This is a genomic window from Puia dinghuensis, from assembly GCF_014642875.1.
GTDB classification, from domain to species: Bacteria; Bacteroidota; Bacteroidia; order Chitinophagales; family Chitinophagaceae; genus Puia; species Puia dinghuensis.
In genome coordinates this window covers 653,766-679,158 of sequence record NZ_BMJC01000003.1, presented here as the reverse complement: position 1 = coordinate 679,158, position 25,393 = coordinate 653,766, and the positions used below count along the sequence as shown (strand labels likewise).

22 protein-coding genes are annotated in these 25,393 nt (G+C 52.9%); 15 read left to right on the top strand and 7 right to left on the bottom strand.

Annotated features, from left to right (window positions below):
• Positions 1-141: 141 nt before the first annotated feature.
• Positions 142-1,497 (top strand): sensor histidine kinase, encoded by a 1,356-nt coding sequence (locus IEY39_RS16065; RefSeq protein WP_188933340.1) that lies wholly within the window; start codon positions 142-144, stop codon positions 1,495-1,497.
• On the opposite strand, the gene IEY39_RS16060 is transcribed toward IEY39_RS16065, so the two are convergent.
• The 3 genes from IEY39_RS16060 to IEY39_RS29825 all read right to left on the bottom strand — a co-directional run bounded on the left by IEY39_RS16060 (position 1,466) and on the right by IEY39_RS29825 (position 3,101).
• Positions 1,466-2,752, bottom strand: a complete 1,287-nt coding sequence (locus IEY39_RS16060) for an S-adenosylmethionine:tRNA ribosyltransferase-isomerase (RefSeq protein ID WP_188933338.1) — start codon at positions 2,750-2,752, stop codon at positions 1,466-1,468. The genes IEY39_RS16065 and IEY39_RS16060 overlap by 32 nt on opposite strands.
• A 77-nt stretch (positions 2,753-2,829) precedes the next feature.
• Positions 2,830-2,970: a DUF3052 domain-containing protein gene (locus tag IEY39_RS29830; RefSeq protein WP_229688934.1), complete on the bottom strand. Its 141-nt coding sequence runs from the start codon at positions 2,968-2,970 to the stop codon at positions 2,830-2,832.
• A complete protein-coding gene (locus tag IEY39_RS29825; protein WP_229688933.1) occupies positions 2,934-3,101 on the bottom strand; it encodes a hypothetical protein in 168 nt (55 codons plus the stop codon). Before IEY39_RS29825 ends, IEY39_RS29830 begins: the two co-directional genes overlap by 37 nt.
• Before the next feature lie 273 nt (positions 3,102-3,374).
• Here IEY39_RS29825 and mraZ point away from each other — a divergent pair, with 273 nt between their 5' ends.
• From mraZ to IEY39_RS15985, 14 genes are all read left to right on the top strand, one after another.
• On the top strand, positions 3,375-3,836 hold the full coding sequence (gene mraZ, locus IEY39_RS16050) for a division/cell wall cluster transcriptional repressor MraZ (protein WP_188933336.1): 462 nt from the start codon (positions 3,375-3,377) through the stop codon (positions 3,834-3,836).
• Positions 3,833-4,771, top strand: coding sequence for a 16S rRNA (cytosine(1402)-N(4))-methyltransferase RsmH (rsmH, locus tag IEY39_RS16045; protein WP_188933334.1), 939 nt, complete (start codon positions 3,833-3,835; stop codon positions 4,769-4,771). The genes mraZ and rsmH overlap by 4 nt, the downstream gene beginning before the upstream one ends.
• 1 nt (position 4,772) lies before the next feature.
• Complete coding sequence (locus IEY39_RS16040) at positions 4,773-5,072, top strand: FtsL-like putative cell division protein (protein ID WP_188933332.1); 300 nt, start codon at positions 4,773-4,775, stop codon at positions 5,070-5,072.
• 5 nt (positions 5,073-5,077) lie between these two features.
• On the top strand, positions 5,078-7,195 hold the full coding sequence (locus tag IEY39_RS16035; protein WP_188933331.1) for a PASTA domain-containing penicillin-binding protein: 2,118 nt from the start codon (positions 5,078-5,080) through the stop codon (positions 7,193-7,195).
• Between the two features lie 19 nt (positions 7,196-7,214).
• Positions 7,215-8,681, top strand: a complete 1,467-nt coding sequence (locus tag IEY39_RS16030; protein WP_188933330.1) for a UDP-N-acetylmuramoyl-L-alanyl-D-glutamate--2,6-diaminopimelate ligase — start codon at positions 7,215-7,217, stop codon at positions 8,679-8,681.
• A gap of 5 nt (positions 8,682-8,686) precedes the next feature.
• Positions 8,687-9,967 (top strand): phospho-N-acetylmuramoyl-pentapeptide-transferase, encoded by a 1,281-nt coding sequence (gene mraY, locus IEY39_RS16025; RefSeq protein ID WP_188933329.1) that lies wholly within the window; start codon positions 8,687-8,689, stop codon positions 9,965-9,967.
• Between the two features lie 150 nt (positions 9,968-10,117).
• Positions 10,118-11,458, top strand: a complete 1,341-nt coding sequence (gene murD, locus IEY39_RS16020) for a UDP-N-acetylmuramoyl-L-alanine--D-glutamate ligase (protein WP_188933328.1) — start codon at positions 10,118-10,120, stop codon at positions 11,456-11,458.
• Positions 11,455-12,732 carry an FtsW/RodA/SpoVE family cell cycle protein gene (locus tag IEY39_RS16015; protein ID WP_188933326.1) on the top strand — a complete coding sequence of 426 codons (1,278 nt, stop codon included), beginning with the start codon at positions 11,455-11,457 and terminating at the stop codon, positions 12,730-12,732. Before murD ends, IEY39_RS16015 begins: the two co-directional genes overlap by 4 nt.
• Positions 12,729-13,856 (top strand): undecaprenyldiphospho-muramoylpentapeptide beta-N-acetylglucosaminyltransferase, encoded by a 1,128-nt coding sequence (gene murG / locus IEY39_RS16010; protein ID WP_188933325.1) that lies wholly within the window; start codon positions 12,729-12,731, stop codon positions 13,854-13,856. Before IEY39_RS16015 ends, murG begins: the two co-directional genes overlap by 4 nt.
• Complete coding sequence (gene murC, locus IEY39_RS16005) at positions 13,849-15,219, top strand: UDP-N-acetylmuramate--L-alanine ligase (RefSeq protein WP_188933324.1); 1,371 nt, start codon at positions 13,849-13,851, stop codon at positions 15,217-15,219. Before murG ends, murC begins: the two co-directional genes overlap by 8 nt.
• 99 nt (positions 15,220-15,318) lie before the next feature.
• Positions 15,319-16,401 carry a cell division protein FtsQ/DivIB gene (locus IEY39_RS16000; protein ID WP_188933313.1) on the top strand — a complete coding sequence of 361 codons (1,083 nt, stop codon included), beginning with the start codon at positions 15,319-15,321 and terminating at the stop codon, positions 16,399-16,401.
• 3 nt (positions 16,402-16,404) lie between these two features.
• A complete protein-coding gene (ftsA, locus tag IEY39_RS15995; RefSeq protein ID WP_188933311.1) occupies positions 16,405-17,787 on the top strand; it encodes a cell division protein FtsA in 1,383 nt (460 codons plus the stop codon).
• Between the two features lie 50 nt (positions 17,788-17,837).
• Positions 17,838-19,778: a cell division protein FtsZ gene (ftsZ, locus tag IEY39_RS15990; protein WP_188933309.1), complete on the top strand. Its 1,941-nt coding sequence runs from the start codon at positions 17,838-17,840 to the stop codon at positions 19,776-19,778.
• Between the two features lie 90 nt (positions 19,779-19,868).
• A complete protein-coding gene (locus IEY39_RS15985; protein WP_188933307.1) occupies positions 19,869-20,789 on the top strand; it encodes a TIGR01777 family oxidoreductase in 921 nt (306 codons plus the stop codon).
• 28 nt (positions 20,790-20,817) lie between these two features.
• Here IEY39_RS15985 and IEY39_RS15980 read toward each other — a convergent pair whose 3' ends face one another.
• The 4 genes from IEY39_RS15980 to IEY39_RS15965 form a co-directional block, all read right to left on the bottom strand.
• Entirely contained in the window at positions 20,818-21,489 is a 672-nt protein-coding gene (locus IEY39_RS15980; protein ID WP_188933306.1) for a peptidase M10, read from the bottom strand.
• 25 nt (positions 21,490-21,514) lie between these two features.
• Positions 21,515-23,917, bottom strand: coding sequence for a 3-hydroxyacyl-CoA dehydrogenase/enoyl-CoA hydratase family protein (locus tag IEY39_RS15975; RefSeq protein WP_188933305.1), 2,403 nt, complete (start codon positions 23,915-23,917; stop codon positions 21,515-21,517).
• Between the two features lie 118 nt (positions 23,918-24,035).
• Positions 24,036-24,674 carry a hypothetical protein gene (locus IEY39_RS15970; RefSeq protein ID WP_188933304.1) on the bottom strand — a complete coding sequence of 213 codons (639 nt, stop codon included), beginning with the start codon at positions 24,672-24,674 and terminating at the stop codon, positions 24,036-24,038.
• 240 nt (positions 24,675-24,914) lie between these two features.
• Complete coding sequence (locus IEY39_RS15965) at positions 24,915-25,340, bottom strand: OB-fold protein (RefSeq protein WP_188933303.1); 426 nt, start codon at positions 25,338-25,340, stop codon at positions 24,915-24,917.
• Between the last annotated feature and the right edge of the window lie 53 nt (positions 25,341-25,393).

Genomic DNA, 25,393 nt, shown 5'->3' with positions numbered 1-25,393 from the left:
ATAACCCATATATACTAATATACTGAATTTTAGGTTGAAATCCCCTTTCTTTGTGAAAGCTTCGTTAAATCGCCCTCCCCGAAAAAGTTAACAAGGGCAGCCTCCAACCTTTTGAATAATTTTACAGATGGACCAAAAAGTATGGGTTTGAAAAAAATTTTCCCTGTCATTTTTGTTTTGATCACCCTATCCCTGATCGGCAGTATTTATATCCAGATCAACTGGATATTCACGATGCTGGAGAATAAGCAGGAGGAGCTGAAACATAAGCTGGTAGACGCTACCAACTATGTCGCGCAGGAACTGGTGGCGCAAAGGGGTAACCCGGCTAAAGTGCTGAGGCTGAAGCCCGGATTATTGCGGCCGATGGACCCCTTTCAGATGGAACTGATGCGGATACCCACTGTCGCAGAGCGATATACGGTCGATGATATCAGTGACAAGATGCGTAAGGCCTTCAATCTCGTAGGATTGAAGAACACCCGTTTTGAATTTTCTGTAACATCCGACGCCGGCGGCTCCGGCCTCAACTATCATCCTCTCGAGCTTCGGTCAAAAAACTTCCTGAGAGAAATAGAGGACACGACCAATAATAAGTTTGCCGTTATGCCTTTACAGGCTCCCGAGAGCGCAGATGGCAGCAGCGCCCTGCCCGATGAGGTACTGGTCGTCGTCATCCCTGATTTCAAAAACATTGTCCTCGGAGAGATGCGGGCCATGATCGCCGGCGCTATCTTCTTCACCCTTGTCATCATCGCTGCTTTCTATGTAACCGTGAACGCCCTGGTGCGGCAGAAAAAGCTCAGCGAAATAAAGAACGACTTTATCAACAACATGACCCATGAGTTCAAGACGCCCCTTGCTACCATCTCCCTTGCGGTGGACGCCTTGCGCAATGAGAAGGTGATCCAAGATCGCACTAAGTCGGAATATTTCACTGGTATTATAAAGGAAGAGAATAAGCGGATGAACAAACAGGTGGAAACAATCCTCCAGGCCTCCCTTCTTGACCGGCAGGAACAACAGCTCAACAAGCGCGCCCTGCATGCGCACGTCATCATCCAGGAGGCGATGGAGAATTTTCATCTGCAATTGGAAGGGAAGGGCGGTCGTTCCGAGCTGCAGCTTAACGCAAAGAACGACCTGATCCTGGCTGATGAAGTGCATTTCACGAATATCATCACCAACCTCGTCGACAACGCGATAAAATACTCAAAGGAGAACCTGCTCATCCGGCTCACAACGCATAGCACACCAAAGAACCTCGTCATCCGCATCGAAGACAATGGTATTGGGATGGGCAAGGAGACCCAGCGTCGCATCTTCGAGAAGTTTTACCGCGCGCATACCGGCAATCTGCATAATGTAAAAGGGTTCGGGCTGGGTCTCAGCTATGTAAAGACTATCGTCGAAGCACATGAAGGAAAGATAAAGGTGGACAGCACCGTCGGCAAAGGCACCACTTTCACCCTCGAATTCCCGCTGAAGCACAATTAAGCGGCCACAACAAACATCCATCCCCATAGCTGAGGAATCGGAACCCATGCTCCAGCGCATAGGAATAAACGCGCCGCCAGTCTTCCCCGATGAAAGACGCGATCAGCAATAACAACGTCGACTCAGGCTGGTGGAAATTCGTCACCAGACCGGAGACGACCTTCCAGTCATACCCTGGTGTGATCAGCAATTGTGTTGTGGTCATCAGGCGGGACATCGTCTTCTCCTCCATGTGGATCAGAAGGGCCGACAGCGCATCGGTGGCCGTGATACCCTCATCCTTTCCTGCATAAGCGTCCCATTGGTAAACGATGAGCTCTTCATTCCCCATGGCCTTCAATCCCAGCCAGTACAGGCTTTCCAGCGTTCGCGCCGAGGTGGTGCCTACGGCAACCACCGGTTTCCCTGTCTGCAGCGTTTCTCTCAATTCGCGGATACACTCCCGGCTCACGTCAATAAATTCAGTGTGCATGACATGTCCGCCAAGCGTCGCTGCCTTCACCGGCAAAAAGGTGCCTGCCCCGACATGCAGGGTGACAAAGCTGCGCCTGATCTTTCGTTCTGCCAGCGAATGAAAGATCGTCCCGGTAAAATGCAGCCCTGCCGTCGGCGCCGCCACCGATCCCTCCTGCCGGGCATAAATCGTCTGATATCTTTCGCTATCCTCCGCTTCCGCCTGGCGGTGGATATAGGGTGGGAGAGGGATGAATCCCGCACGGTGCAGCAATTCGACAAAGCTTAGCTCTGCCGGTGTCCAGGACAACTCGATGAGGAAGGCATCTTCCGATTTCTCCAGGTAGCGGGCTTCCAGCACAAGGCCATCGCCTGGCTCCTCACGTCGCCCCCAGTCTGCTGCATGCAGGCCGGCCGCGCCAATCTTCTTACTCAGCACCTGTCCGTGCTTCCACTTCGAAGCCCCGCCGATGAGGCATTTCCACTTCACCCTTCCCTTCTGCTGCAGGGCCGCAGCAATGCCGCCATAGTCAGCCGGCGGCTCGAGGCAAAAGATCTCGATGCGCGCACCCGTCTCTTTCCGAAACTCGATGCGGGCTTCGACAACCCTGGTATTGTTAAATACCAACAGGCTTTCTTCGGGCAAATGGCCGGCGATGTTGCGGTAAATGTCTTCGCTGATGGCTCCTCCCCGGTAGATCAGCAACCGGCTTGCATCCCTTTCAGGCAAAGGATGATAAGCAATATGTTCCGCGGGGAGATCGTAATGGTAATCCGAGATGGAAATGTCTTTGGGCTGCATAGAAGTAACGGCTAACTGCCGTCGGCTTTGTCGCGCGAAGGTACGACTTTCCGCCTGGGCCGCCACTCTCCGGGCTCTCACCGCTTCTTCACCGGCACAACAAGCTTTAGCCCGCTCCAGTCTTCGCTGACAGCGCATACTTTGATGTCTACCAATCCATTGGCCAGGGCATAGTTGCGGATCAGCTCTTCGGTGAGATCGGTGGCCTTGCCGTACACACCTGCTTTGAAAGATCGGCTTCCAGCAGGGCAAAATAATCGGCCGGAGCGCCGATGAGCCGGATCTTCCAGCCTTCTTTGATTCCCAGCTTTTTCAATAAAGGTGTTCCTGAATAACCGGCAACAGGCATATAGGATGCTATTTTATGGCGAATGTGAATTATTTGGAGGTTATCCTCATTAAAACTGCTGTTATGCACGGCTTATCCACCGCAATTCACACGCTGCGCACAGCCCAAAAAGCCCCCAAAACCCGACGATCACCACCCAACTGCATCTGCGACAACACACAGAAACACAATACACTATTGTGGAAAAATTAAATTTATCCATTTCCCTTAATAAAGTGGGAAAAAGTGTTATTTTGTGTTAGTATTAGTCAAAATTGATTCAACTCTTCATAAATGATTGGTTTTCTGGGCGAATACGAAGCTACTTTGGACTCGAAAGGTCGCTTCCTGCTTCCGGTCGGCTTCAAAAAGCAATTGCCGGAAGACGGTCCCGCCCAGTTTGTCATCAATCGCGGATTTGAAAAATGCCTAAGTCTCTATCCGATGAAAAGCTGGGAACCCATATTCGCCAGGGTAAGCCAATTAAATGATTTTGACCCCGAAGTTCGTCAATTCAGGAGATATTTCCTGAATGGGGCGACAATGGTCGAACTGGATTCCGCCGGGCGGTTGTTGATCCCTCAAAACTTAAAAGAACACGCCGGTCTCGAAAAAGACATCGTACTGGCGGCAGCAGTAGACAAGATCGAAATCTGGGATAAAAGTAAGTACCAACAGTTCTTTGAATCTTTTTCACCGGAAGCATTCAGCAGCCTGGCTAAGCAGGTGATGAACCCGGGAGGGCTCACGTCATGACGACGTCGAACAGCCAGGACAATAAAGGCGATTATTCTTATCACCTGCCCGTCCTTCTGCAGGAGACGCTTGACGGGCTAGCCATCCGGCCTCAAGGGGTCTATGTCGACCTCACCTTTGGCGGCGGTGGCCATTCCCGCGGCATCCTCGAAAGGCTGGGTCCAAAAGGAAAGCTCTTCGCCTTCGACCAGGACAGCGACGCCCGACGCAATCTGCCGGATGACAGCCGTATCACCTTCCTGCCCCACAACTTCCGCCACGTCGGTCGTTTCCTGCGTTTGCACGAAACCGTTGCCGTAGACGGAATATTGGCCGACCTGGGCGTCAGCAGCCACCAGTTCGATGAAGGGCATAGAGGCTTCTCCTATCGCTTTGAAGGCGATATGGACATGAGGATGGACCAACGCCAGACCCTCACCGCATATGAGGTCGTCAATACCTGGTCTGAACAGCAGTTGCACAAGTTATTCGAGCAGTATGGGGAAGTGACAAATGCCAGAACACTCGCACGGACCATCGTGCAGATGCGCGGCACAATGTCGCTAAGGACCATTGCCAACTTTAAAACGGCGTTGAATAGCGTGGTGAAAGGGAATCCCAACAAATACTTTGCCCAGGTTTTTCAAGCCTTACGCATTGAAGTGAACGATGAATTGGGAGCTTTAAAAGAAATGTTGCAACAGGTGCCCGGGCTGCTTTCTATAGGCGGCCGTGTAGCGATCATCACCTTTCATTCCCTGGAAGACAGGCTCGTCAAGAACTTCTTTAAAAAAGGATCCTTCGAAGACGAAGACCCGTCTGATCCCTTCGGACAGAGTACGGCACCCCCCCTGTTAAAAGCGATTACCAAAAAACCGGTGATATCCGGCGAGACCGAATTACGCCAAAACCCACGATCCCGCAGCGCCAAGCTACGGATCGCCGAACGCATATAAAATGACTAAATGGAAACCTTCCCTGCTTGGCTATCGCTGGATCATGAAGAATATGGGTTTCTTCCTCTTCCTCGCCGCACTCGCAGTGATCTACATCTACAACGGCCATTATGCCGACAAGATCTCCCGGGATATCACCCGGACAAACAAAGAGCTGAAGGAATTGCAATATGAGTACAAAACGCTGAAAAGTGAAGTGATGTTCCGGAGCAAACAGAGCGAGCTGGCGAAGGCTGTGGAGCCTTTTGGACTGAAGGAGCTCACTCATCCGCCCTATGTGCTAGTGGACACCGTGAAATAAAACAGATGGAAGTCAAACGCGATATATTATGGAGGGTCTACCTCTGCTTTCTCGGCATCGTAGCGCTATCGCTCGTGGTGCTGGGAAAGGTATTTTATATCCAGCGTGTACAGGGCGCCTACTGGAAAGGGCTTAGCGACAGCCTTCACCAAAAATTCGTAGAACTCGATGCCGAACGCGGCACCATCTACAGCGAGGACAGCAGCATGCTCAGCACTTCGATCCCCTATTTCAACATCTATATCGACTTTGGCGCCGACGGCCTCCGCGAAAAGAATGGCCGCCGCTTCACCGAGAACCTCGACTCGCTCTCCGGCTGTCTCGCTGCGCTCTTCGACGACCAGTCCGCTGCAGCCTACAAAAAGATATTGTTAAAAGGCTACCGAACCGTCGATCGCTACTACGAGCTGCAGTCCAATGTTTCCTTTGAAAAATACCAGAAACTCCGCAACTTCCCCCTCGTCCGCCAGGGCCGCAACAAAAGCGGCTTCATTGCGGAAGTGGTTAATAAAAGATTGAATCCGTTCGGCTTGCTGGCCAATCGTACCATTGGCCTGGCAAGAGCGAATGCCCAAAACGTCGGGCTCGAAAGAACATATGACACTCTTCTCAGAGGTGAGTCCGGCCGTCGTCTCGTCCGCTACATCGCCGGTGGAACATATATCCCTGTCGAAGGCTATGAGATCGAGGCAGAGAACGGCAAGGATATTGTAACTACCATCGATGTGAACATCCAGGACATCGTGGAAAATGCCTTGTTGAAAGAACTGATCGACAACGAAGCCGAACATGGCACCTGCATCGTCATGGAAGTGGCGACCGGCAGGATCAAAGCCATTGCTAATCTCGGCCTCCAACCCGATGGAACGTACTGGGAAGACCTCAACTACGCCATCCGCGCCACCGAACCCGGCTCCACTTTCAAGCTGGCGACTCTGTTGTCCCTTTTGGAAGATAAAAAGATATCCCTCAGCAATACCGTCAACCTGGAAGGCGGCACATGGAAGATATCCAACCGCACCGTATACGACGCGGAAAAACATGGCAAATATGTCGTTCCTGTAAAAGAGGCTTTTGAGCTCAGCTCCAACGTCGGCATGGCCAAACTCGCCGTTGCGCATTATTCTACCAATCCCAATCAATTTATCGATCACCTGCGGAAACTGCACCTCGATCGCCCTACAGGTATCGACCTTGTGGGTGAATCTACGCCGGTGATCATCACCCCCAAGTCACGGACATGGAGTGCCACCGCTCTTCCATGGATGGCATTTGGGTATGAAGTGCTGGTTTCTCCATTGCAGACGCTCACCCTATACAATGCTGTCGCCAATAATGGCCGCATGATGAAGCCCTATCTCGTCAGCTCTGTCCAGGAATCGGGAATCACCGTAAAAGAGAACCAACCCACCGCCATCGTAGAAAAGATCTGTAGCGATGAAACCCTTCGCCAATTAAAGGAATGCCTCATCGGTGTCTGCCAGGACCCGGAAGGTACAGGCACGAAGGTTTTCAAGGATGCCTTTTATAAAGTGGCCGGCAAGACGGGCACTGCGCTCGTAGCCAATCGTTCGCGCGGCTATGCCGATCATATCTATCAATCCACCTTTGTAGGCTATTTCCCGGCTGCTGCCCCGAAATATACCTGCATCGTCGTGATAAAGAACAAACCCTTTGCAAAGAAATTCTATGGCGCAGCAGTAGCTGCACCGGTCTTCCGGGAAGTCGCCGATCACCTGATGAGCACAAGCGCCGACCAGGAATTCGCCGCTACCCCGCCGCTGACAAAGGATAGCCTCCGCTATTGTTATGCCGGCCGCACCCGCGATATAAAGCTGGTCGAACAGACAATGGGGCTCACCTATACCGACTCGGCCGGCAGTACCGACTATGGCCGGCTCTATGCCTCGACGCGAGGCAGCCAGCCGGTGTTGAACCGTGAACCAGTATCCCGCCAAATGATGCCGGATGTAAAAGGAATGGGGCTGAAAGACGCGCTCTATCTGCTGGAGGGCATGGACCTCCGGGTTGCGGTGAAAGGTAGTGGAAAAGTAAGGACACAAAGTATCGAGCCGGGCAGCCCCTTGCAAAAACGAGAAACAATATTTATTCAACTGGATTAAACAAGATGCCGAAAAGGTTATGGCAAACCTGCAGGACATAGTATATAAGGTAAGTATCCGGAGCATCGTAGGGCCCCGCGATAAGGCCATCACCAATCTGCAAACAGACTCCCGGCTCGCAGGACCCGGCACCCTGTTCATTGCGGTGAAAGGTACGCACGTCGACGGCCACCAATATATCTCCGCGGTGATCGAGGCCGGAGCCATCGCCATCGTCTGCGAAGACCTCCCCGGCAATTTACAGGAAGGGATCACCTATATCCAGGTGGAGGATAGCGCCGCCTCCGCCGGCGTCATCGCGCACAACTTCTACGGCCAGCCATCCGAAAAGCTAAGGCTCGTGGGCGTCACCGGGACCAACGGGAAAACGACCATCGCCACCTTATTATATAAGCTCTTTTCCGAACTGGGGTATAAATGCGGTCTTCTCAGCACCGTTCAGAACCACATCGGCGACCGTATCGTAGCGGCCACGCATACCACCCCCGACGCTCTGCATCTCAATGCCCTGCTTAGGGACATGGTGGATGAAGGCTGTACCCATGTCTTTATGGAGACCAGCTCCCACGCCATCCATCAGCACCGAGTAGCAGGCCTGAGATACACGGGGGGAATATTCAGCAACATCACCCAAGATCACCTCGACTATCACAAGACCTTTGATGAATATATCCGGGTAAAGAAGTCTTTCTTTGACTCCCTGCCCTCCGATGCCTTTGCCATCTCCAACGCCGACGACAAGCGGGGCGCCGTGATGTTACAGAACACCAACGCAAAGAAATATTTCTATAGCCTGAAGACCCTGGCCGAATTCAAAGGGCGGATCCTGGAGAACAATCTCACCGGGCTCGTCATGACCATCAATGACCAGGAAGTCCATTTCCGGCTCATCGGAGAATTCAACGCCTATAACCTGCTGGCTGTTTACGGCGCCGCCATCTGCCTGGGGCAGGACAGGAACGAGATACTGCGCGTCCTCAGCACCCTCAGCGGCGCCGAAGGACGGTTCGATTATGTGGTGTCGCCAAAGGAAAAGATCATCGGCATCGTGGACTATGCTCATACACCTGATGCGCTGATCAATGTGCTGACCACGATCCAGAAGCTCAGGAAGGGGCATGAAAAGATCATTACTGTCATGGGAGCCGGTGGCGATCGCGACAAGACGAAACGGCCGCTGATGGGTGCAGCTGCCGCTGAATACAGCGACCGGGTCATCATCACCTCGGATAATCCCCGGACTGAAGACCCCGAACAGATCATTCGCGACGTCGAGGCAGGGCTTAACACTGCAGCAAAAAGAAAATATATTTCGATCACCGACCGGAAAGAGGCGATCCGCACGGCGCTGAACCTCGCCGGCCCCGAAGATATCCTGCTCATTGCGGGAAAAGGACATGAGAAATACCAGGAGATAAAAGGGGTAAAATATCCCTTTGACGATAAACAAGTGTTATTGGAATTTTTTGAATTGCTGGATAAATAAAAGGTATGCTGTACTACTTATTTGAATGGTTTAGACAACACGGTATAAAGGTGCCGGGCAGCGCCCTGTTCCAGTTCATTACCTCCCGGGTGCTGGTGGCCGTTGTCTTGTCGCTCGTCGTCAGCATGATCTTTGGCAAAAGACTGATCCGCCTGCTGGTAAGAAAACAGATAGGCGAGACCGTCCGCGACCTGGGGCTGGCCGGCGAACAACAAAAGAAAGGGACGCCGACCATGGGGGGCTTTATCATCATTCTGGCCATCCTCATTCCCACCTTACTCCTGGCCGATCTGCATAAAGCCTATATCCGCCTCATGATCTTCAGTACCATCTGGCTTGGGCTCATCGGCTTTATAGATGACTATCTGAAACTCCGGGCAAAACGCATCGCCAAGGAAACGGGCGTGCCCTACAAAAAAGGCGACAAGGACGGTCTTGCGGGTTGGTTCAAGATCCTTGGCCAGGTAGTGCTGGGCGTCGTGGTAGGATATACCCTGTACTTCAACGCCAACACTCGCGTCTGGCGCGAATACGTGGGAGCTAAACTTCCGGCCGATACCACCGGCATCAAGGTCGTGACGTTGGACAAGGAGAAGAAATATTTTGTGGAAGCAAAAGAACCGATCACCACCATTCCCTTTGTGAAGACGCACGAATTCAATTATTCCAAGCTGCTGCCACAGGCGATAAGAGGGCTCACCTGGGTGCTCTATATCATTATTGTGATCTTTATCATCACGGCAGTGTCCAACGGAGCCAACCTCACCGATGGATTGGATGGTCTCGCCACCGGCGTCAGTGCCGTCATTGGCGCCTGCCTGGGGATTTTTGCCTATGCCAGCGGTAATATCCGCTTTGCGGAATACCTCAACATCATGTATATCCCCAACCTGGGGGAATTATCCATCTTCATCGGCGCGCTCATCGGCGCCTGTGTGGGCTTTCTCTGGTATAATGCCTACCCGGCGCAGGTATTCATGGGCGATACGGGCAGCCTTACCCTCGGTGGCATCATCGCCGCCCTGGCCATTATCGTGCGCAAGGAATGGCTGATCCCCATTTTCTGTGGCGTATTCCTGGTGGAAAATCTGAGTGTAGTGATACAAGTCACCTATTTCCGATATACAAAAAAGAAATATGGCGAGGGGAAAAGGGTCTTTCTCATGAGTCCCCTGCATCATCATTATCAAAAGCTGGGTTATCATGAGAGCAAGATCGTGACGAGGTTTTGGATCGTGACGATCCTCTGCGTGGCATTTGCCATAGCGACGTTGAAGATCAGGTAAGCTAAAATTGAAAAACCACATACACCAACCTCGCAGCAAAAGAAATTGTGGTGCAGTTATGTCCAATACTTATGAAGAACCCCGCTAATCCGGCGGAGCCGGATCGGCCGAAGGCCAATCATTAGCCGGCCGGTGGGGAAAAGAGCAATTATGTCGAAAAAAATGGTCATACTCGGTGGTGGCGAAAGCGGCGTTGGTGCTGCTATCCTTGCTAAAAAGGAAGGATACGAGGTATTCTTGTCCGATGGTGGCCAACTGAAAAACACCTACCGCAGCGACCTTCAGAACCATGGCATCCTTTTCGAAGAAGGCGGTCACTCCGAATCCAGGATCCTCGATGCCGATGAAGTGATGAAAAGCCCGGGCATCCCCGACAAGACCCCGATGGTGAAAGCTATTCGGGCAAAGGGTATCCCCGTGATCAGTGAGATCGAACTGGCCTGGCGTCACAAAGGCGACGGCCGCGTCATCGGCATCACCGGAAGCAACGGTAAGAGCACGACAACGGCCCTTACCTACCACATCTGCCGTCATGGCGGGCTTGATGCTGCGCTGGTTGGCAACATCGGGTATTCCTTTGCCCGGCAGGTAGCGGAAGACCCGAAACAATGGTACGTGTGCGAGATCAGCAGCTTCCAGCTGGATGATATCCACGCTTTCCGGTCGGAAATAGCCATTCTTACCAATATCACCGAAGACCATCTCGACCGCTATGACTACAAATTCGAGAACTACATCGCCAGCAAGTTCCGGATTACGATGAACCAAACGGCGGAAGACTATTTCATCTATTGTGCAGACGACCCTATCATAAAAAAATATATAGACCAATTCGAAATTCACTCTAACCCACTACCATTTACCATGCAACAAGACATCAACCAAGGAGGATCCATCAGAAACGGCCAAATGAACATCAACACCGGTAGTGAGAAACTACAAATGAGCATCTACGATTTTGCCCTCAAAGGCATTCACAATCAATACAACACCATGGCAGCAGGCATCGCATCCGCCACCGTTGGCATCCGCAAAGAGAAGATTCGCGAGGCGATACAGAGTTTCGAAGCGCTGGAGCATCGGATGGAGTACGTCAGCACCGTGAGAGGGGTGGAATTTATCAACGATTCCAAGGCGACCAACGTCAACTCCACCTGGTATGCCCTGGAAAGCATGGAAAAACCGACCATCCTCATCCTTGGCGGCGTCGACAAAGGGAATGACTACTCCCTCATCCGTGACCTGGTAAAGGAGAAGGTAAAAGCCATCGTCTGTTTGGGAGTGGACAACCGGAAGATACATGAGGCCTTCCAGCAGGATGTGCCGCTGATGGTCAATACCGCCAGCGCGGAAGAAGCCGTAAAAGCCGCCTTCCATTTTGCAACCAAGGGTGACGTGGTTCTTCTGAGCCCGGCTTGTGCCAGCTTTGATCTCTTTAAAAATTATGAGGACAGGGGCAGACAGTTCAAGGAGGCTGTCCGCGATCTATGAGCAATACCACGACGATAGAAAGAACACCCTTTAGCGGGCTCCGTTCGAGGACGAAGGGCGACAAGGTCATCTGGACTGCAGTAGTCCTGCTTGCCGTCGTGTCCCTGCTTGTCGTGTACAGCTCAACGGGTCTGTTGGCCTATAAAATGTACAAGGGCAACACCGAGGTCTATCTCTTCAAACAATTTGCTTTCATCCTGGTCGGAGTAATGATCATCTACTTTGCCCATCAGGTGAACTATACTGTTTATTCCAAGGTGGCAAGAATCCTCTTCATCATCTCCATACCCTTGCTGTTCTATACGCTCTTCTTTGGAGTAAAACTAAACGAGGGCAGCCGCTGGATCCGGTTGCCCATTATCAATATGACCTTCCAGACCTCCGATCTGGCGAAGCTCGCGCTCTTCATGTACCTGGGCCGGCTGCTGAGTAAGAAACAGGATGTGATCAAGGATTTCCGCAGCGGCTTCCTGCCCGTGATCACCCCGGTAGCCATCATCTGTCTGCTGATCGCGCCTGCAAACCTCTCCACCGCCCTGCTCATCGGCGCCACCAGCCTGATGCTCCTGTTTATCGGCAGGGTCAGCGCCAAACATTTGCTGCTGACCATCGGCGTGGCGGCTATTCCTGTCGCGCTGCTCATCTCCGCAGCCGTCATCCGGCATAGCGCCAATGGCGGGACAACGGAGAAACCAAAGGTCGAAGGCAAAAGCGGGCTCTTCGTCCGGGTGGATACCTGGATCAGCCGCGTAGAGACCTTTGTCTATGGCGGAAAAGAAGATAACGGTGATAATAGTTACCAGATAAACCAAGCCAAGATCGCCATCGCAAAAGGTGGTATCCTGGGTCTGGGCCCCGGCAATAGCCAACAACGGAATTTTCTTCCGCACCCTTATTCCGACTTCATCTATGCCATCATCATCGAGGAATACGGAATGGTGGGCGGAATTTTTATTGTATTCATCTACCTGGTGTTCCTGCTGCGCAGCATCCGCATCTTCAGACGCTGCCCCTTTGCCTTTGGAGCCTTCCTCGCATTGGGGCTTAGCTTCACCCTTGTCATCCAGGCTCTGGCTAACATGGCAGTCAACGTAAACCTTTTCCCGGTGACAGGTGTCACCCTGCCGTTGGTGAGCATGGGCGGCAGCAGTTTCCTGTTTACCTGTCTGGCCATCGGCATCATCCTCAGTGTAGCCCGCAACGTCGAGTCCACCGAAGGAGGCGATGCCGGCCGTACCACAGCATCCACCGGAAAGGAGGCGGAACCCGTATGAACAAACGCATCATCATAGCAGGCGGCGGAACAGGTGGTCACATCTTTCCCGCCATTGCCATCGCGGGAGCATTGAAACAGCAGGACCCCTCTATCGAGATCCTGTTCGTGGGCGCGCAGGGAAAGATGGAGATGGAGAAAGTACCCCAGGCCGGATATAAGATCGAGGGAATTACCATCGCCGGCTTTAACCGGAGCTCTTTGATAAAGAATATCGGTCTTCCCTTTAAGCTGATAAAAAGCTTTTTCCAGGTGAACCGGATCCTACGGTCGTTTATGCCCGATGCCGTAGTGGGTGTCGGCGGCTATTCGAGCTTCCCCGTCCTGCGCTCTGCCCAGGCGAAAGGAATACCCACCTTCATCCATGAAAGCAACTCTTTCGCGGGGAAGAGCAACATCTTATTGGGAAAGAAAGCGACGCATATATTCGTAGCCACCGACGGTATGGAGAAATTCTTCCCAGCCGGCCGGATCAGTGTTGTGGGCAATCCCGTCCGCAGCACCATCGTACAAAGCAAGGTCACCAGGGAAGAGGGTATCCGGTTCTTTGGGCTTGACCCGGCAAAGCAAACCGTGTTGTCCACTGGCGGATCGCTGGGCGCCAAAGGTATCAACGAAGCCATTGCCGCGCATCTCGACGGCTTTGAAAAGAATGGACTGCAGCTAATCTGGCAAACGGGTAAACCTTTTGCCGAACAGGCGGCAAGCCTTAGCGCCGGCCACGGTAACATCTGGACACATGATTTCATCGCCCAAATGGAATACGCCTTTGCAGCAGCAGATATCGTGATCTCGCGCTCGGGTGCCATGTCCATCGCTGAACTGTGTGTTGTTCAAAAGCCCGTTGTGTTCGTGCCTTTCCCTTTTGCGGCGGAAGACCACCAGACGGCAAACGCGCAAAACCTGGTAAATAAGAAAGCCGGCCTCCTGGTAAAAGATAGTGAAGCGAAGGATAAGTTAGTCGACACCGTTCTCGCGTTGTCCAAAGACACGGGGTGGCAGACGGCGCTGAAAACAAATATCGGCCGGCTGGCCATCACGGACGCCGGCGACCGCATCGCAGGAGAGATACTAAAAGAGATCGCCCTCCCGCCAACGGCAAAAAAAGAAGCAGGAAATGGTTGAATTTAAGGATATACGATCGGTTTATTTCATCGGCATCGGCGGCATCGGGATGAGCGCACTGGCGAGGTATTTCAAATTCCACGGTAAGGCCGTGAGTGGATATGACAAGACGGCTACCTCGCTTACGCATCAACTTGAACAGGAGGGCATCGCCGTTCATTATGAAGAGAACCTCGATCTGATTCCGAAGGATGTCGATCTCGTGGTTTACACCCCGGCAGTACCCGCTGACCACAAGGAGCTGGTATACTACCAACAACAAGGTAAGCCTCTCCTGAAACGCAGCGAAGTGCTGGGCCTCATCACCCGTAGCTCTTTTAATATCTGTGTCGCCGGGACACACGGCAAGACGACCATCACGACAATGATCGCCCATATCCTGCGGCATACCGGCTATGGATGTAATGCTTTCCTGGGTGGGATTGCGGTGAATTATAACAGTAATTACTGGAGTGATGAGCGCAATGTCTGTGTGGTGGAAGCCGATGAATATGACCGCAGTTTCTTGCGGCTGAGTCCTGACATAGCTGTTATTACTGCGATGGATGCCGATCACCTCGACATCTACGGCACCACAGAAGCAGTGCAGCAGGCCTTCATCGAGTTCTCCGGTTGTCTGAAGCCGGGAGGGCTGCTGCTGAGTAAAGAAGGGTTGGCGCGGGGAGCGGACTTAAAAGGCGACCACCATCTGACCTATGGCCTGGCTCCCGGCGCGGACTTCTACGCTACAGAAATTCGAATCGACCAGGGGGACTATCTCTTCCGGATGATGAGCAGTGATTGGAGCATCGACAAGGTAGTCCTGCCCATGGGTGGCCGCCATAATGTGGAAAATGTCGTTGCGGCAATCGCTATAGCCCATCGTCTTGGCATAGCCGGTGATAAGATAGTGGAGGCCGTTGCAGCCTTCCGTGGGGTAAAAAGACGCTTTGAGTTTATCATCAAACAACCTAACCGGGTCTATATCGATGATTACGCGCATCACCCGCAAGAGTTGAAAGCGCTTATCAGCGGGGCAAAAGAATTGTTCGGCGGAATGAAATGCACCGTCATCTTCCAGCCACACCTCTTTACCCGTACCCGTGATTTCGCCGAGGGCTTCGCCGCCAGTCTTGACGAAGCGGATGAGGTGATCCTGCTGCCCATCTACCCCGCCCGCGAGCAGCCTATTGCCGGGGTGACCAGTGAGTTGATTGCCGGGATGATGAAAAAGGCAAAAGTGACCATTACCGACAAGCAGGAGGTGTTGGCAATGATAAAAGAAAAGGCCGGTGACCGTGATACGGCGCAGCTGTTGATCACGGCCGGTGCAGGCGATATTGATATGTTGATCGAACCCATCCGGCAATTGCTGGAAGTGTAGCCCATTGTGTACGAGGTTTCATCTACCCGGACACTAGTTGTACCCGTCTAACGGTCCGCTGGGCCGTTGGGCGGGTCTCAACCAAATTGAATTGTGAATATGGCCGTTAAAGTAAATATCAAACGAGTAGTAGCCGCCGTCTTCTGGATGGCAGCCGGCACCGGTATGCTGGTCTTACTCGTCGCGGCCATTCGCTACCGCAACAGCAACGTCTGCAAAGGCTACAGGATTACGATCGCCGGGCCATCGGACGCACCCTTCATCGACAAACAGGGTGTCGCCGATATCCTCACCTCGGCAGGCGCGGCAAAAGGTCAGAACAGGGCCATCCAATCCTTTGACCTTCGCCGCCTGGAAGCAACGCTGACGAAAAATGTATGGATAAAAGAGGCTCAGCTGTTCTTTGATAATAATGGTATTCTGCAGGTAAAAGTCGTAGAAAGGGAGCCTGTCGCCCGCGTCTTTTTCCAGGAGGGCGGCAGTTGCTACCTCGACAGCAACGGGGTACAGTTGCCCTACAAACTACCGTTGCGGCTCCCCGTGTTCACCGGTTACCCTGGTCAGAAGATCAAAGGCGGCGACAGCGCCTTGACGATGGCCATCCTCCATCTTAGCGGTTTCATCCACCGGGATAGCTTTTGGACAGCCCAGATCGCACAGGTAGCCATCACTCCGGACAAAGGCTTCGAACTGGAACCGGAAGTGGGCGACCACCGCATCACCTTCGGCGATGGCAACGACATCTCCGCCAAGTTTCACCGGCTGTTCCTCTTCTATAAAGAAGTGCTCAGCCGGACGGGTTTCGATAAATACGATCGTATCGATGTCTCCTATGCGGGACAGATCGTCGCAGTAAAGAAAGGCAGTGAGCAGCAGCGTTATGACTCTGTCCAGGGAATGAACAATATCCGGCAGATGATAAGGTCGGCACAGCAATTGCAACCCGATACCATTCGTCAACAGAATATCCGCCCGTTAGAACATAATACGATGACGGAACAAAACCTGACACCACTCGATCTAGTGCCCGATGCAGGAGACAGTTCCGTCACCGTACCCGAACACCCGGTCACCAGCGACCATCCGGCTGCTACCAGCCACCCGGCCGCGACTGACCACCCAAAACCAAAGGCAATAATGCCACCCAAAAACCGTAAAAAAACAACTCACAAAATAAACTAAACTATGAATCAGGAACAACCGATCATTGTCGGTCTCGATATCGGTACTACGAAGATTGCTGCCATAGCAGGCCGCAAGAACGAGTACGGCAAATTGGAGATATTGGGATTCGGCCGGGCCAACTCCAACGGAGTAAAACATGGCCAGGTGCTGAACATCGACGAGACGATAAAAGCTATCCAAATGGCATTGGACAATTGTTATGCGTCCAACCCTAATCTGGAGATCAGTGAAGTTTATGTCGGAATCGCCGGGCATCATATTAAGAGCCTCCAGACCCGGGGCGACATCGTCCGCCAAAACACGGATGAGGAGATCACGCGCCGGGAGATAGATCAACTGGTTGCCGACCAGTATAAAACCTACATTCCCGCCGGCGACCAGATCATCGACGTCATCCCCCAGGAGTTTACCGTCGACAACTTCCAGAACATCCCCAACCCCATCGGCTATGGCGGAGTAAAGGTCGGCGCCAACTTCCACATCATCACCGGCGACAAGAACGCCATCCGCAACATCAACCGGGCCGTGGAAAAGAGCAGCCTGCATACAAAAGACCTCGTGCTGCAACCTCTCGCCTCGGCTGCTGCTGTCATGGGTCAGGAAGACCTCGAAGCGGGTGTAGCGATAGTGGACATCGGCGGCGGAACAACCGACCTGGCTGTATTCTATGAGGGAATCTTGAAGCATACGGCTGTTATCCCCTTCGGTGGTGAGAACATCACCAACGACATAAAGACGGGATTGGGCGTGCTCAAGACCCAGGCCGAACAGATGAAAGTGCAATTCGGGTCGGCGTTGTCCAATGAGGCAAAGGCCAATGCCTATATCACCATCCCCGGGCTGCGCGGCATGCCGGCAAAGGAGATCAGCGTAAAGAACCTGGCCAATATCATCCAGGCCCGGATGAGCGAGATCATGGACTTCGTCACCTACCATCTCAAGCAGGTGGGGCTCGACAACCGGATGCTCAACGGCGGTGTTGTGATGACCGGCGGCGGTTCCCAGCTGAGACACCTTATCCAGCTGACGGAATACATCACCGGCCTCAATGCCCGCATCGGCTATCCGACGGAGCATCTGGCAGCGGGTCATATCGAAGAGCTGGCGAAACCCACTTATGCCACTTGTATCGGCCTTATTCTGAAAGGATACAGCGACTATGAACACAACCGCAAGGAATTCGAAAACCAATACCGGAAAGTGGAAGTTCCCGACAACCTGAGAAAAGCCGAGACCCAATCCGTCAACCATCAGGCAACGGCAACCGAAGAACAACTCCATCACGAGCGCGTTCGGAACCGCAAAGGCGTGAAGGATTTCTGGGGAAAATTCAAGGACGGCATCATCGACCTGTTTAAAGAAGAAGAAGATCACCAGTTATAAATGAAGATCATACCCTATGCAAGCAAATCTCATTTATTAAATTTTTTGTTATGATCCATTTTGATCTACCGAAGGAAAAGTCATCCATTATCAAGGTCATTGGTGTGGGTGGCGGTGGAAGCAATGCAGTAAATCATATGTTCGGCCAGAACATAGAAGGAGTGAATTTCATCATTTGTAATACCGATGCACAGGCGATAGCGCAAAGCCGCGTACCCAACAAGATCCAGTTGGGGCCGCATCTCACCCAGGGGCTGGGGGCAGGCGCCAACCCGGACATCGGCAGACAAGCGTGTGAAGAAAGTCTGGAGGAGATCAAAGGTATCCTCGAGGTGAATACGAAAATGGCCTTTATTACGGCCGGTATGGGCGGCGGCACCGGCACCGGCGGAGCACCCATCATCGCCAAGATCTGTAAAGACCTTGGCATCCTCACGGTGGGCATCATCACCACGCCTTTTTCCTATGAAGGGAAGAAAAGACAGTTGCAGGCGGAAGAAGGCATCCGGACGATGAAAAATTATGTAGACACCTTGCTGGTCATCAGCAATGACAAATTGCGCCACCAGTTCGGTAACCTGAAAATGAAGGAAGCCTTTGCAAAGGCGGACAATGTGTTGGCGACGGCCGCGAAATGTATCACCGACGTCATCAACAGCACGGGCCAGATCAACGTTGACTTTGCCGATGTCTGCACTGTAATGCGTAATGGCGGCGTAGCCATCCTCGGTAGCGCCACGGCCAAGGGCGACAGCCGCGCACAAAAAGCGATCGAAGAAGCGCTGAACTCGCCGCTTCTCAATGATAATGATATCAGTGGGGCAAAATGGATCCTGATCAATATCAATTCGAGTGAAGGAGAACATGAGTTCACCATGGATGAGGTGGACATCATCCAGAATTTCCTGCTCGGCCGCGCCGGAGAGCACACCGATGTTATCCTTGGTCTCGGCTATGATAATTCCCTTGGCTCCAGCCTGGGCATAACGCTCATCGCCACCGGATTTGAACATAAAGACCCGTTCCCGGTGCGGAATGCAGAAACTTTCGGCTCCCCCAAAAAGGAGGAGAAGATCATCATGACTCTCGAACTGCCCGTTGAAGAGAAGGACAAAGAAAAACGGCCTGTTCTCGCCTCTGAACCTGTCCCGGCCTCATCCCCCGTACCCGCCGCTCAGGGGCCATCCCCAGTGACCAATCATCAGGCGGCCCCGGCTCCCGTATCCACAGGTCAGAGCATGGTTTCAGTAATCAACCCGGCCCCGACTCCGGTGGCTCACCAGGTCCAAGCCCACCCGAGCCAGGCCAACCCTACTCCGGCTCCGCCGGCCAGCGAACCCCGGCTGGTTACTTCCTCTGAAGAGCGCTCACCCCGCATCGAATGGGTGCTCTCAACCGAACCCGAACCGGTGCCACAACCAAAGATCCAGGCGACCACCGCCTCAAAAAGTTCTCCTGCGTCTGCAGCGTCGGGAGGATACCTTGCAAGGCCATCCAATATCTATGCGGAAGACGCCTTCTACGACAAGCAACAATCCAACCCTGAACACAACAAGCCCATGCAGGAGCCGACCCTGAACACCTCTGTCAGCGATCCGTCAAAGGAAGAAGATGCTTCACCCGACATGCAATTGGTATTCAGGGATGCGGATTCGACGGCGGATGAGCCTGGGGCCCATCCAACTCACGCGCATTCGGTGCCGAACTCAACCGTAGAGGAGCCTGCCACGCAGGACGATGCGGATGATCACAAACGCAGGGCAGCAGAAAGGATCAACAAGTTGCGAAACTTGTCCTTTAATGTGAATGCTGCCGATCCGAATAATGAGTTTGAAACCGTGCCGGCCTACATCCGCCGTAATTTAGAACTCTACAACACGATCTCCAATGTCGAGAACTTCTACAGCAACTATGAAGTAAAGACCGACGAGAACAACAACACCGAGATCAGTACGATCAATACCTTTCTCGACGGGAAAAGACCTGACTAACCCGTACTAACCCGTACACGATAGTTTGTTTTTAGTTGTTTTATTCCCCCTGGGTCTCCAGGGGGATTTTTTTGGTACCTTGCTCTCATCATGTCCACCATCCTCATCACTGGCGGCACCGGCCTCATCGGCACCGCCCTCAGCACCCTGCTCCGCGAAAAGGGGCACCGCGTCATGATCTTGTCTCGCGGCGCCGCTCCCTCCCAGCCGGATACCTTCCGCTGGGACCCCGACACGGGCTACATCGACCCCGAAGCCATCCGCGAGGCGGATTTCATCATTCATCTTGCCGGCGCCGGCGTTGCCGACAAACGATGGAGCGCCAAAAGGAAAAAAGTAATAGAAGAATCCCGTACAAAAAGCGCCGCCCTGCTCGTACAAGCCCTTACCGGCATCCCCAATCGAGTCAAAGCCGTCATCAGCGCTTCCGGCATCGGCTGGTATGGCGCCGACGCGGTGATCCCCAACCCAAGGCCATTCCAGGAAACAGACCCCGCCGACGGCGCCTTCCTTGGCGAGACCTGCCGCCGCTGGGAAGAAGCTATTGCCCCCGTTGCGACCCTGGGAAAAAGACTCGTTATTTTTCGGACAGGTATCGCGCTCAGCACAAAAGGCGGGGCCCTGGTCGAGTTTCGTAAACCCCTGCGTTTTGGCGCGGCTGCTATTCTTGGCAGCGGCAAACAAGTAGCCAGCTGGATCCATATCGAAGACCTCTGCCGTCTCTACCTCCATGCTATCGAACACGACGATTGCAGCGGCGTCTTCAATGCTGTGGCCCCCCGGCCCGTCGATAACCGCACGCTGACCCTGGCCCTGGCCAGGCAACTCAAGGGCCGGTATTTTGTCCCGGTGTATGTTCCTTCTTTCCTGCTGAAGATAATGATAGGGGAGATGAGCATCGAAGTGTTGAAGAGTACGACGGTGAGTGCGGAAAAGGTCCGGTCCATCGGGTTCCAGTTTATCTATCCTTCCATAGAGAAAGCCCTGGCAGCGCTGCTGCCGCGGAACTGAAGCCACAGGTGGCCCTCGCACTGCCGCCTCATTCTATAACCCGGCCGACATCCTCATGTTTCTGATGATAAAGCGAAGAGAATTCCCCCAGGATGGAGAGACTTTGGCTGTCAAAAGAGAGCCGTGACAGCCGGAGCCCGGCAATATCGCTTTCCAGAACCCGGCGCTTGAAGGGATTCAGCGTGCCCCCCGGGCCACCCGCCGGCGCAGCGGGATCATACTGGTACTCCGGGTCGCAGAGCGTACCGCGGGGATACATGATACCCGGCTGACCCTTTCCACGGATATCCAGGTCCTGGGGATGATCCAGCCCCAGCGTGTGCCCGTATTCGTGAGCTGCGGTGGTAGAATGATTCAGCAGGTTGCCCAATTTGAAATAACCCGTATTACAACCTAATCCGTCGACAGATGAGATATCGTGTAAGGAGAATTCTTCCACCCGGAAGAAGTTCAGCCGCGGGTCTGTATTGTGCCACACTGCCGCCGGCTGCAGATCGGGTTTGTAATACCCCTCGATGATGAACTGCACATCATACCATTCCCTCCTGATGCGGACGCGACCGCGGGGAGCATTCCAGGCGGTGCTGATATCATCGGCTATTTGTATGGCCAGTGCCTGGTTGGCAGCGCCACCGTAGAAATAGAGCAGCGACCTGATCGTCAATTCGTGTTTAGAGGTATTTAATTCAGCTTCGCCCATGGCGCAATATACTAATTCCCGTGTATCAATTCCGTACCGGCTTCCCACCCTTGAGTACGCTTTGTATACGTTCGAGTGTCTTCTTTTCGCCGCAAAGACTGAGAAAAGCTTCTCTCTCCAGGTCGAGGAGATATTGTTCGCTTACCAACGCGGGTTCGCTGAGATCGCCGCCACACATAACATAAGCCAGCTTTTTGGCGACCACTACATCATGATCAGTGGCATACTGGCCCCGCCACATCGAGTGGATCCCGGAGTACAACATACCCAATGCGCTCCGCCCCAGAACCCGGACATCCTTTCGGAGCACGGGCATGGTATAACCGTCGTTATATAGCTCGATCACTGCACTCTTGGCTTCTGCGACCCTCCTGCCCTGGTTGATACTGACGATATCCCTGTCCTTTTTCAGGATGCCCAGGTCGAAGGCCTCGTACGCGGAGGTCGACACCTTGGCCGTTGCAATCGTAAAGAACCGGTTTTTCAGCGTGATCGTCTCCGGCTCGCCATCATGCATCTCATCGGCGGCCCTGAGCGCGAACTCTTTTGTTCCACCCCCGCCGGGTATCAGCCCCACGCCTAATTCGACCAACCCGATATAAGATTCCGCCGCCGGAACAACCCGGTCGGCATGCAGACTCATCTCACAAGCGCCACCAAGGGTTAGTCCATGCGGGGCCACTACCACCGGCACTGCCGAATACCGCACCCGCATCATCGTCTGCTGAAACTGCCTCACTGCCATATCCAGTTCATCGTAGTCCTGTTCGATGGCCAGCATAAAGATCAATCCCACATTCGCCCCCGCGCTGAAGTTGGCCCCGTCACCGGCGACGACAAGTCCCTTGTACTTTTCCTCCGCCATTCCTATTCCCCGCTGTATCCCTTCCAGCACTTCCCCGCCGATGGTGCCCATCTTGGTGTTCCATTCCAGTCCCAGCACATCGTCACCCAAATGATATACATTGCAGGCGCTGTTCTTCCAGACCGTCTGCCCTGCAAAATTCTTCATCACCAAAAAAGCTTCCCCACCGGGCAACGCGACATACTGCCGGCTGGGGATGTCATAGTACAATCGCTTTCCATTCTCTACTTTGTAAAAGGTTTTTATTCCCGCCGCAAGCATCTCATCCACCCATCCCGCCACGCTATAACCTGCTTCCTTCATCTTCTTCGCTGCCGCCTCCACGCCCAACACGTCCCAGCTTTCAAAAGCGCCGATCTCCCAGCCAAAACCCGCCATCATCGCATCGTCAACCCGGTATAGCTCATCCGAGATCTCCGGGATACGGTGAGAGACATACGAGAAAAGCCCATAATGGAATTTCCGGCAGAACTCGCCGGCCTTGTCGGCGCCCTGCATTAACATCCGGAGCCGGGTGTACAGATCGTCGACGGCTTTCGCCGCTTCCACGGAAGCAAATTTTGGCCGCTGGCGTGGGCCATATTCCATCGTCTGCAGGTTGAGGGTAAGAATTTCCTTTTCACCACCTGCTCCTTTTGTCTTCTTAAAGAAACCCTGCCCCGTCTTATCCCCAAGCCAGTTGTTGGCGACCACCTTATCCAGCCAGGCCGGAATGGCGAAAGCCCCCCGTTGTTCATCCTTGGGGCAATTGTCGGCGACACCCTTCGCCACCTTGACAAGCGTGTCAATACCCACCACATCCGAGGTGCGGAAAGTAGCGGATTTGGGTCTTCCGATCAGCGGTCCCGTCAGCGCTTCCACCTCGTCGATGGTGAGCCCCATTTCGTCAACGAGATGAAAGATGGACATCACGCTGTAGACTCCCACGCGGTTGGCGATGAAGGCAGGGGTATCCTTGCACAATACCGTTGTCTTGCCCAGGTGAAGGTCCCCATAATGCATCAGGAAGCGGGTCACTTCCTCATCCGTATAAGGCGTGGGGATTATCTCCAGCAGCCGCAGGTAGCGGGGAGGATTGAAGAAATGGGTTCCGCAGAAATGTTTTTTAAAATCCTCGCTCCGGCCTTCAGCCATCAGGTGGATGGGGATCCCGGAAGTATTGGATGTGATCAACGTCCCTGGCTTCCGGTATTTCTCGACTTCTGCAAAAATCTGCTGTTTGATGTCCAGCCGCTCGACCACCACTTCGATGACCCAGTCGCAACTGACAATATTCTTCAAGTCGTCTGTAAAATTCCCGGTCTTGATCCTGGAAGCCACCTCCTTCATATACACCGGTGAGGGATTGGATTTGAGGGCTGCCGCGAGAGACTCGTTGACAATCCGGTTGCGGACGGCCGGATGTTCCAGTGTCAGCTTCTTTGCCGACTCCGCCGGGGTCAACTCTTTTGGCGCAATGTCCAGCAATAAGGTCTGAACCCCGATGCCGGCGAAATGACAGGCAATCCGCGAACCCATGACGCCACTACCCAACACAGCCACTTTTTTGATGATACGGTTCATATGGTTAAATTGGTTAGTTAAACAACCATTTACCGAAGTTAGTAAAAAAAATCATTGGCTGCGTATTAATTCGCAACCAATGATCGTCATAAACCTGGCAGGGCGTAGCCGGTATAAATTAGAGGATTCTGCTGAGCCTGTCGATCTCATAGTTGTCGGCCCGGTTAACCAGGTCGTACTTCTGTTTGATCTGTGTTTCCATCAGTTGGCGTGGATAGGGGTCACCGGTGATATAGCTTACCGTAAGGTAGATACCCTTCTCGATGATGAGCTTGTTATTACAGATGTCTGTCATAACAACGCGATCCTCACCTTCCAGCACACTGGGGCACGCATATTTGGTTTTGATGGAATTGAACAGGATGTTATTGGTCTTATCCGTAAAGGAAAGGAAGGAAAGTTGAGAATAATAGAAGAAGCTGTCGATAAAGTGGAATTGGATAAGCACTTTCTGGCGCAGCAGCTTCGTCCGGTAGAAAAGTATCTTGTGATCCTTGAAATCGTTGATGTCCTTCACCTGGAAGGAAGGCATACCTATCTTCCAGATGACCCGCCGGGGGGTAGCCCCGAACTGAATATCATGGGGTGCTATCAACGTCTTGGTGAGATAAGGATCGGGATGTTGCTGGGACAATACCTGGTGGGCAAAATCAAGATAATACTGGTTGATAAAACTACGATAAAAGCTCTCTCTTTCCTGGTAAAAGGAATTGTATCGGTTATACGGAAGTATCCTGTATTGCAGGGTTTGTTTCATAGCACAATTGGGTTTGTGTTAGAATTGATATTAGATTTTAGCGGGGCTCATGCGAGATAAGGCGTTTCGTTGGATACAGATACGGGCTTTTTGTTTATAGATCATAAGGATAGCTGCTTCCATGGGATAATGACTCCGGAAGTTAGCACTAGTTTAACGACTAACGTCGGCCCTAAGTATTTGGATTCAAAAATATAGTCGCTTGCACTTAGAAGGATTGTAGTTATTGTACTACAATCGCTATTTTTCTATTATACATTGAACCAGAATGATGTTGAGCCAGCGCCCGGTGCAGGTCCCCCTGATGGTAACGCTGTCACCAGCCCGAAGGGTGAGCTCGCCCTGCTTGTATAAACTGTCAAGGTGACAATCCACCGTCGTCTTCTCATTCCGGTCTCCGGCTAACCTCGCGATATATTCGCTTTTGCCGTTGGTCGCCAGCTCTCGCAGGACCCCGCTAACCGAGATCACCTTATAAAGGTAGAGGCTGTCGGCCGACCCCTCATTCCGGTCGAAAGCCGCGATCAGGTCGGGCGCCGCGATATGGTAATCCGCTTTGGCGAGGGCCTTGCCGCCACCGTATAATTGATGCCAGAGACCATAGATAGATAAGCCTGCGATGAGGAAGACCAGCAGAAAGATGCCGTATTTAGTGCGTCGCTCCATGTAAGTATTGAGCACTTACATACGAAAAAACGACTACCCGGGATTCGGCGCGC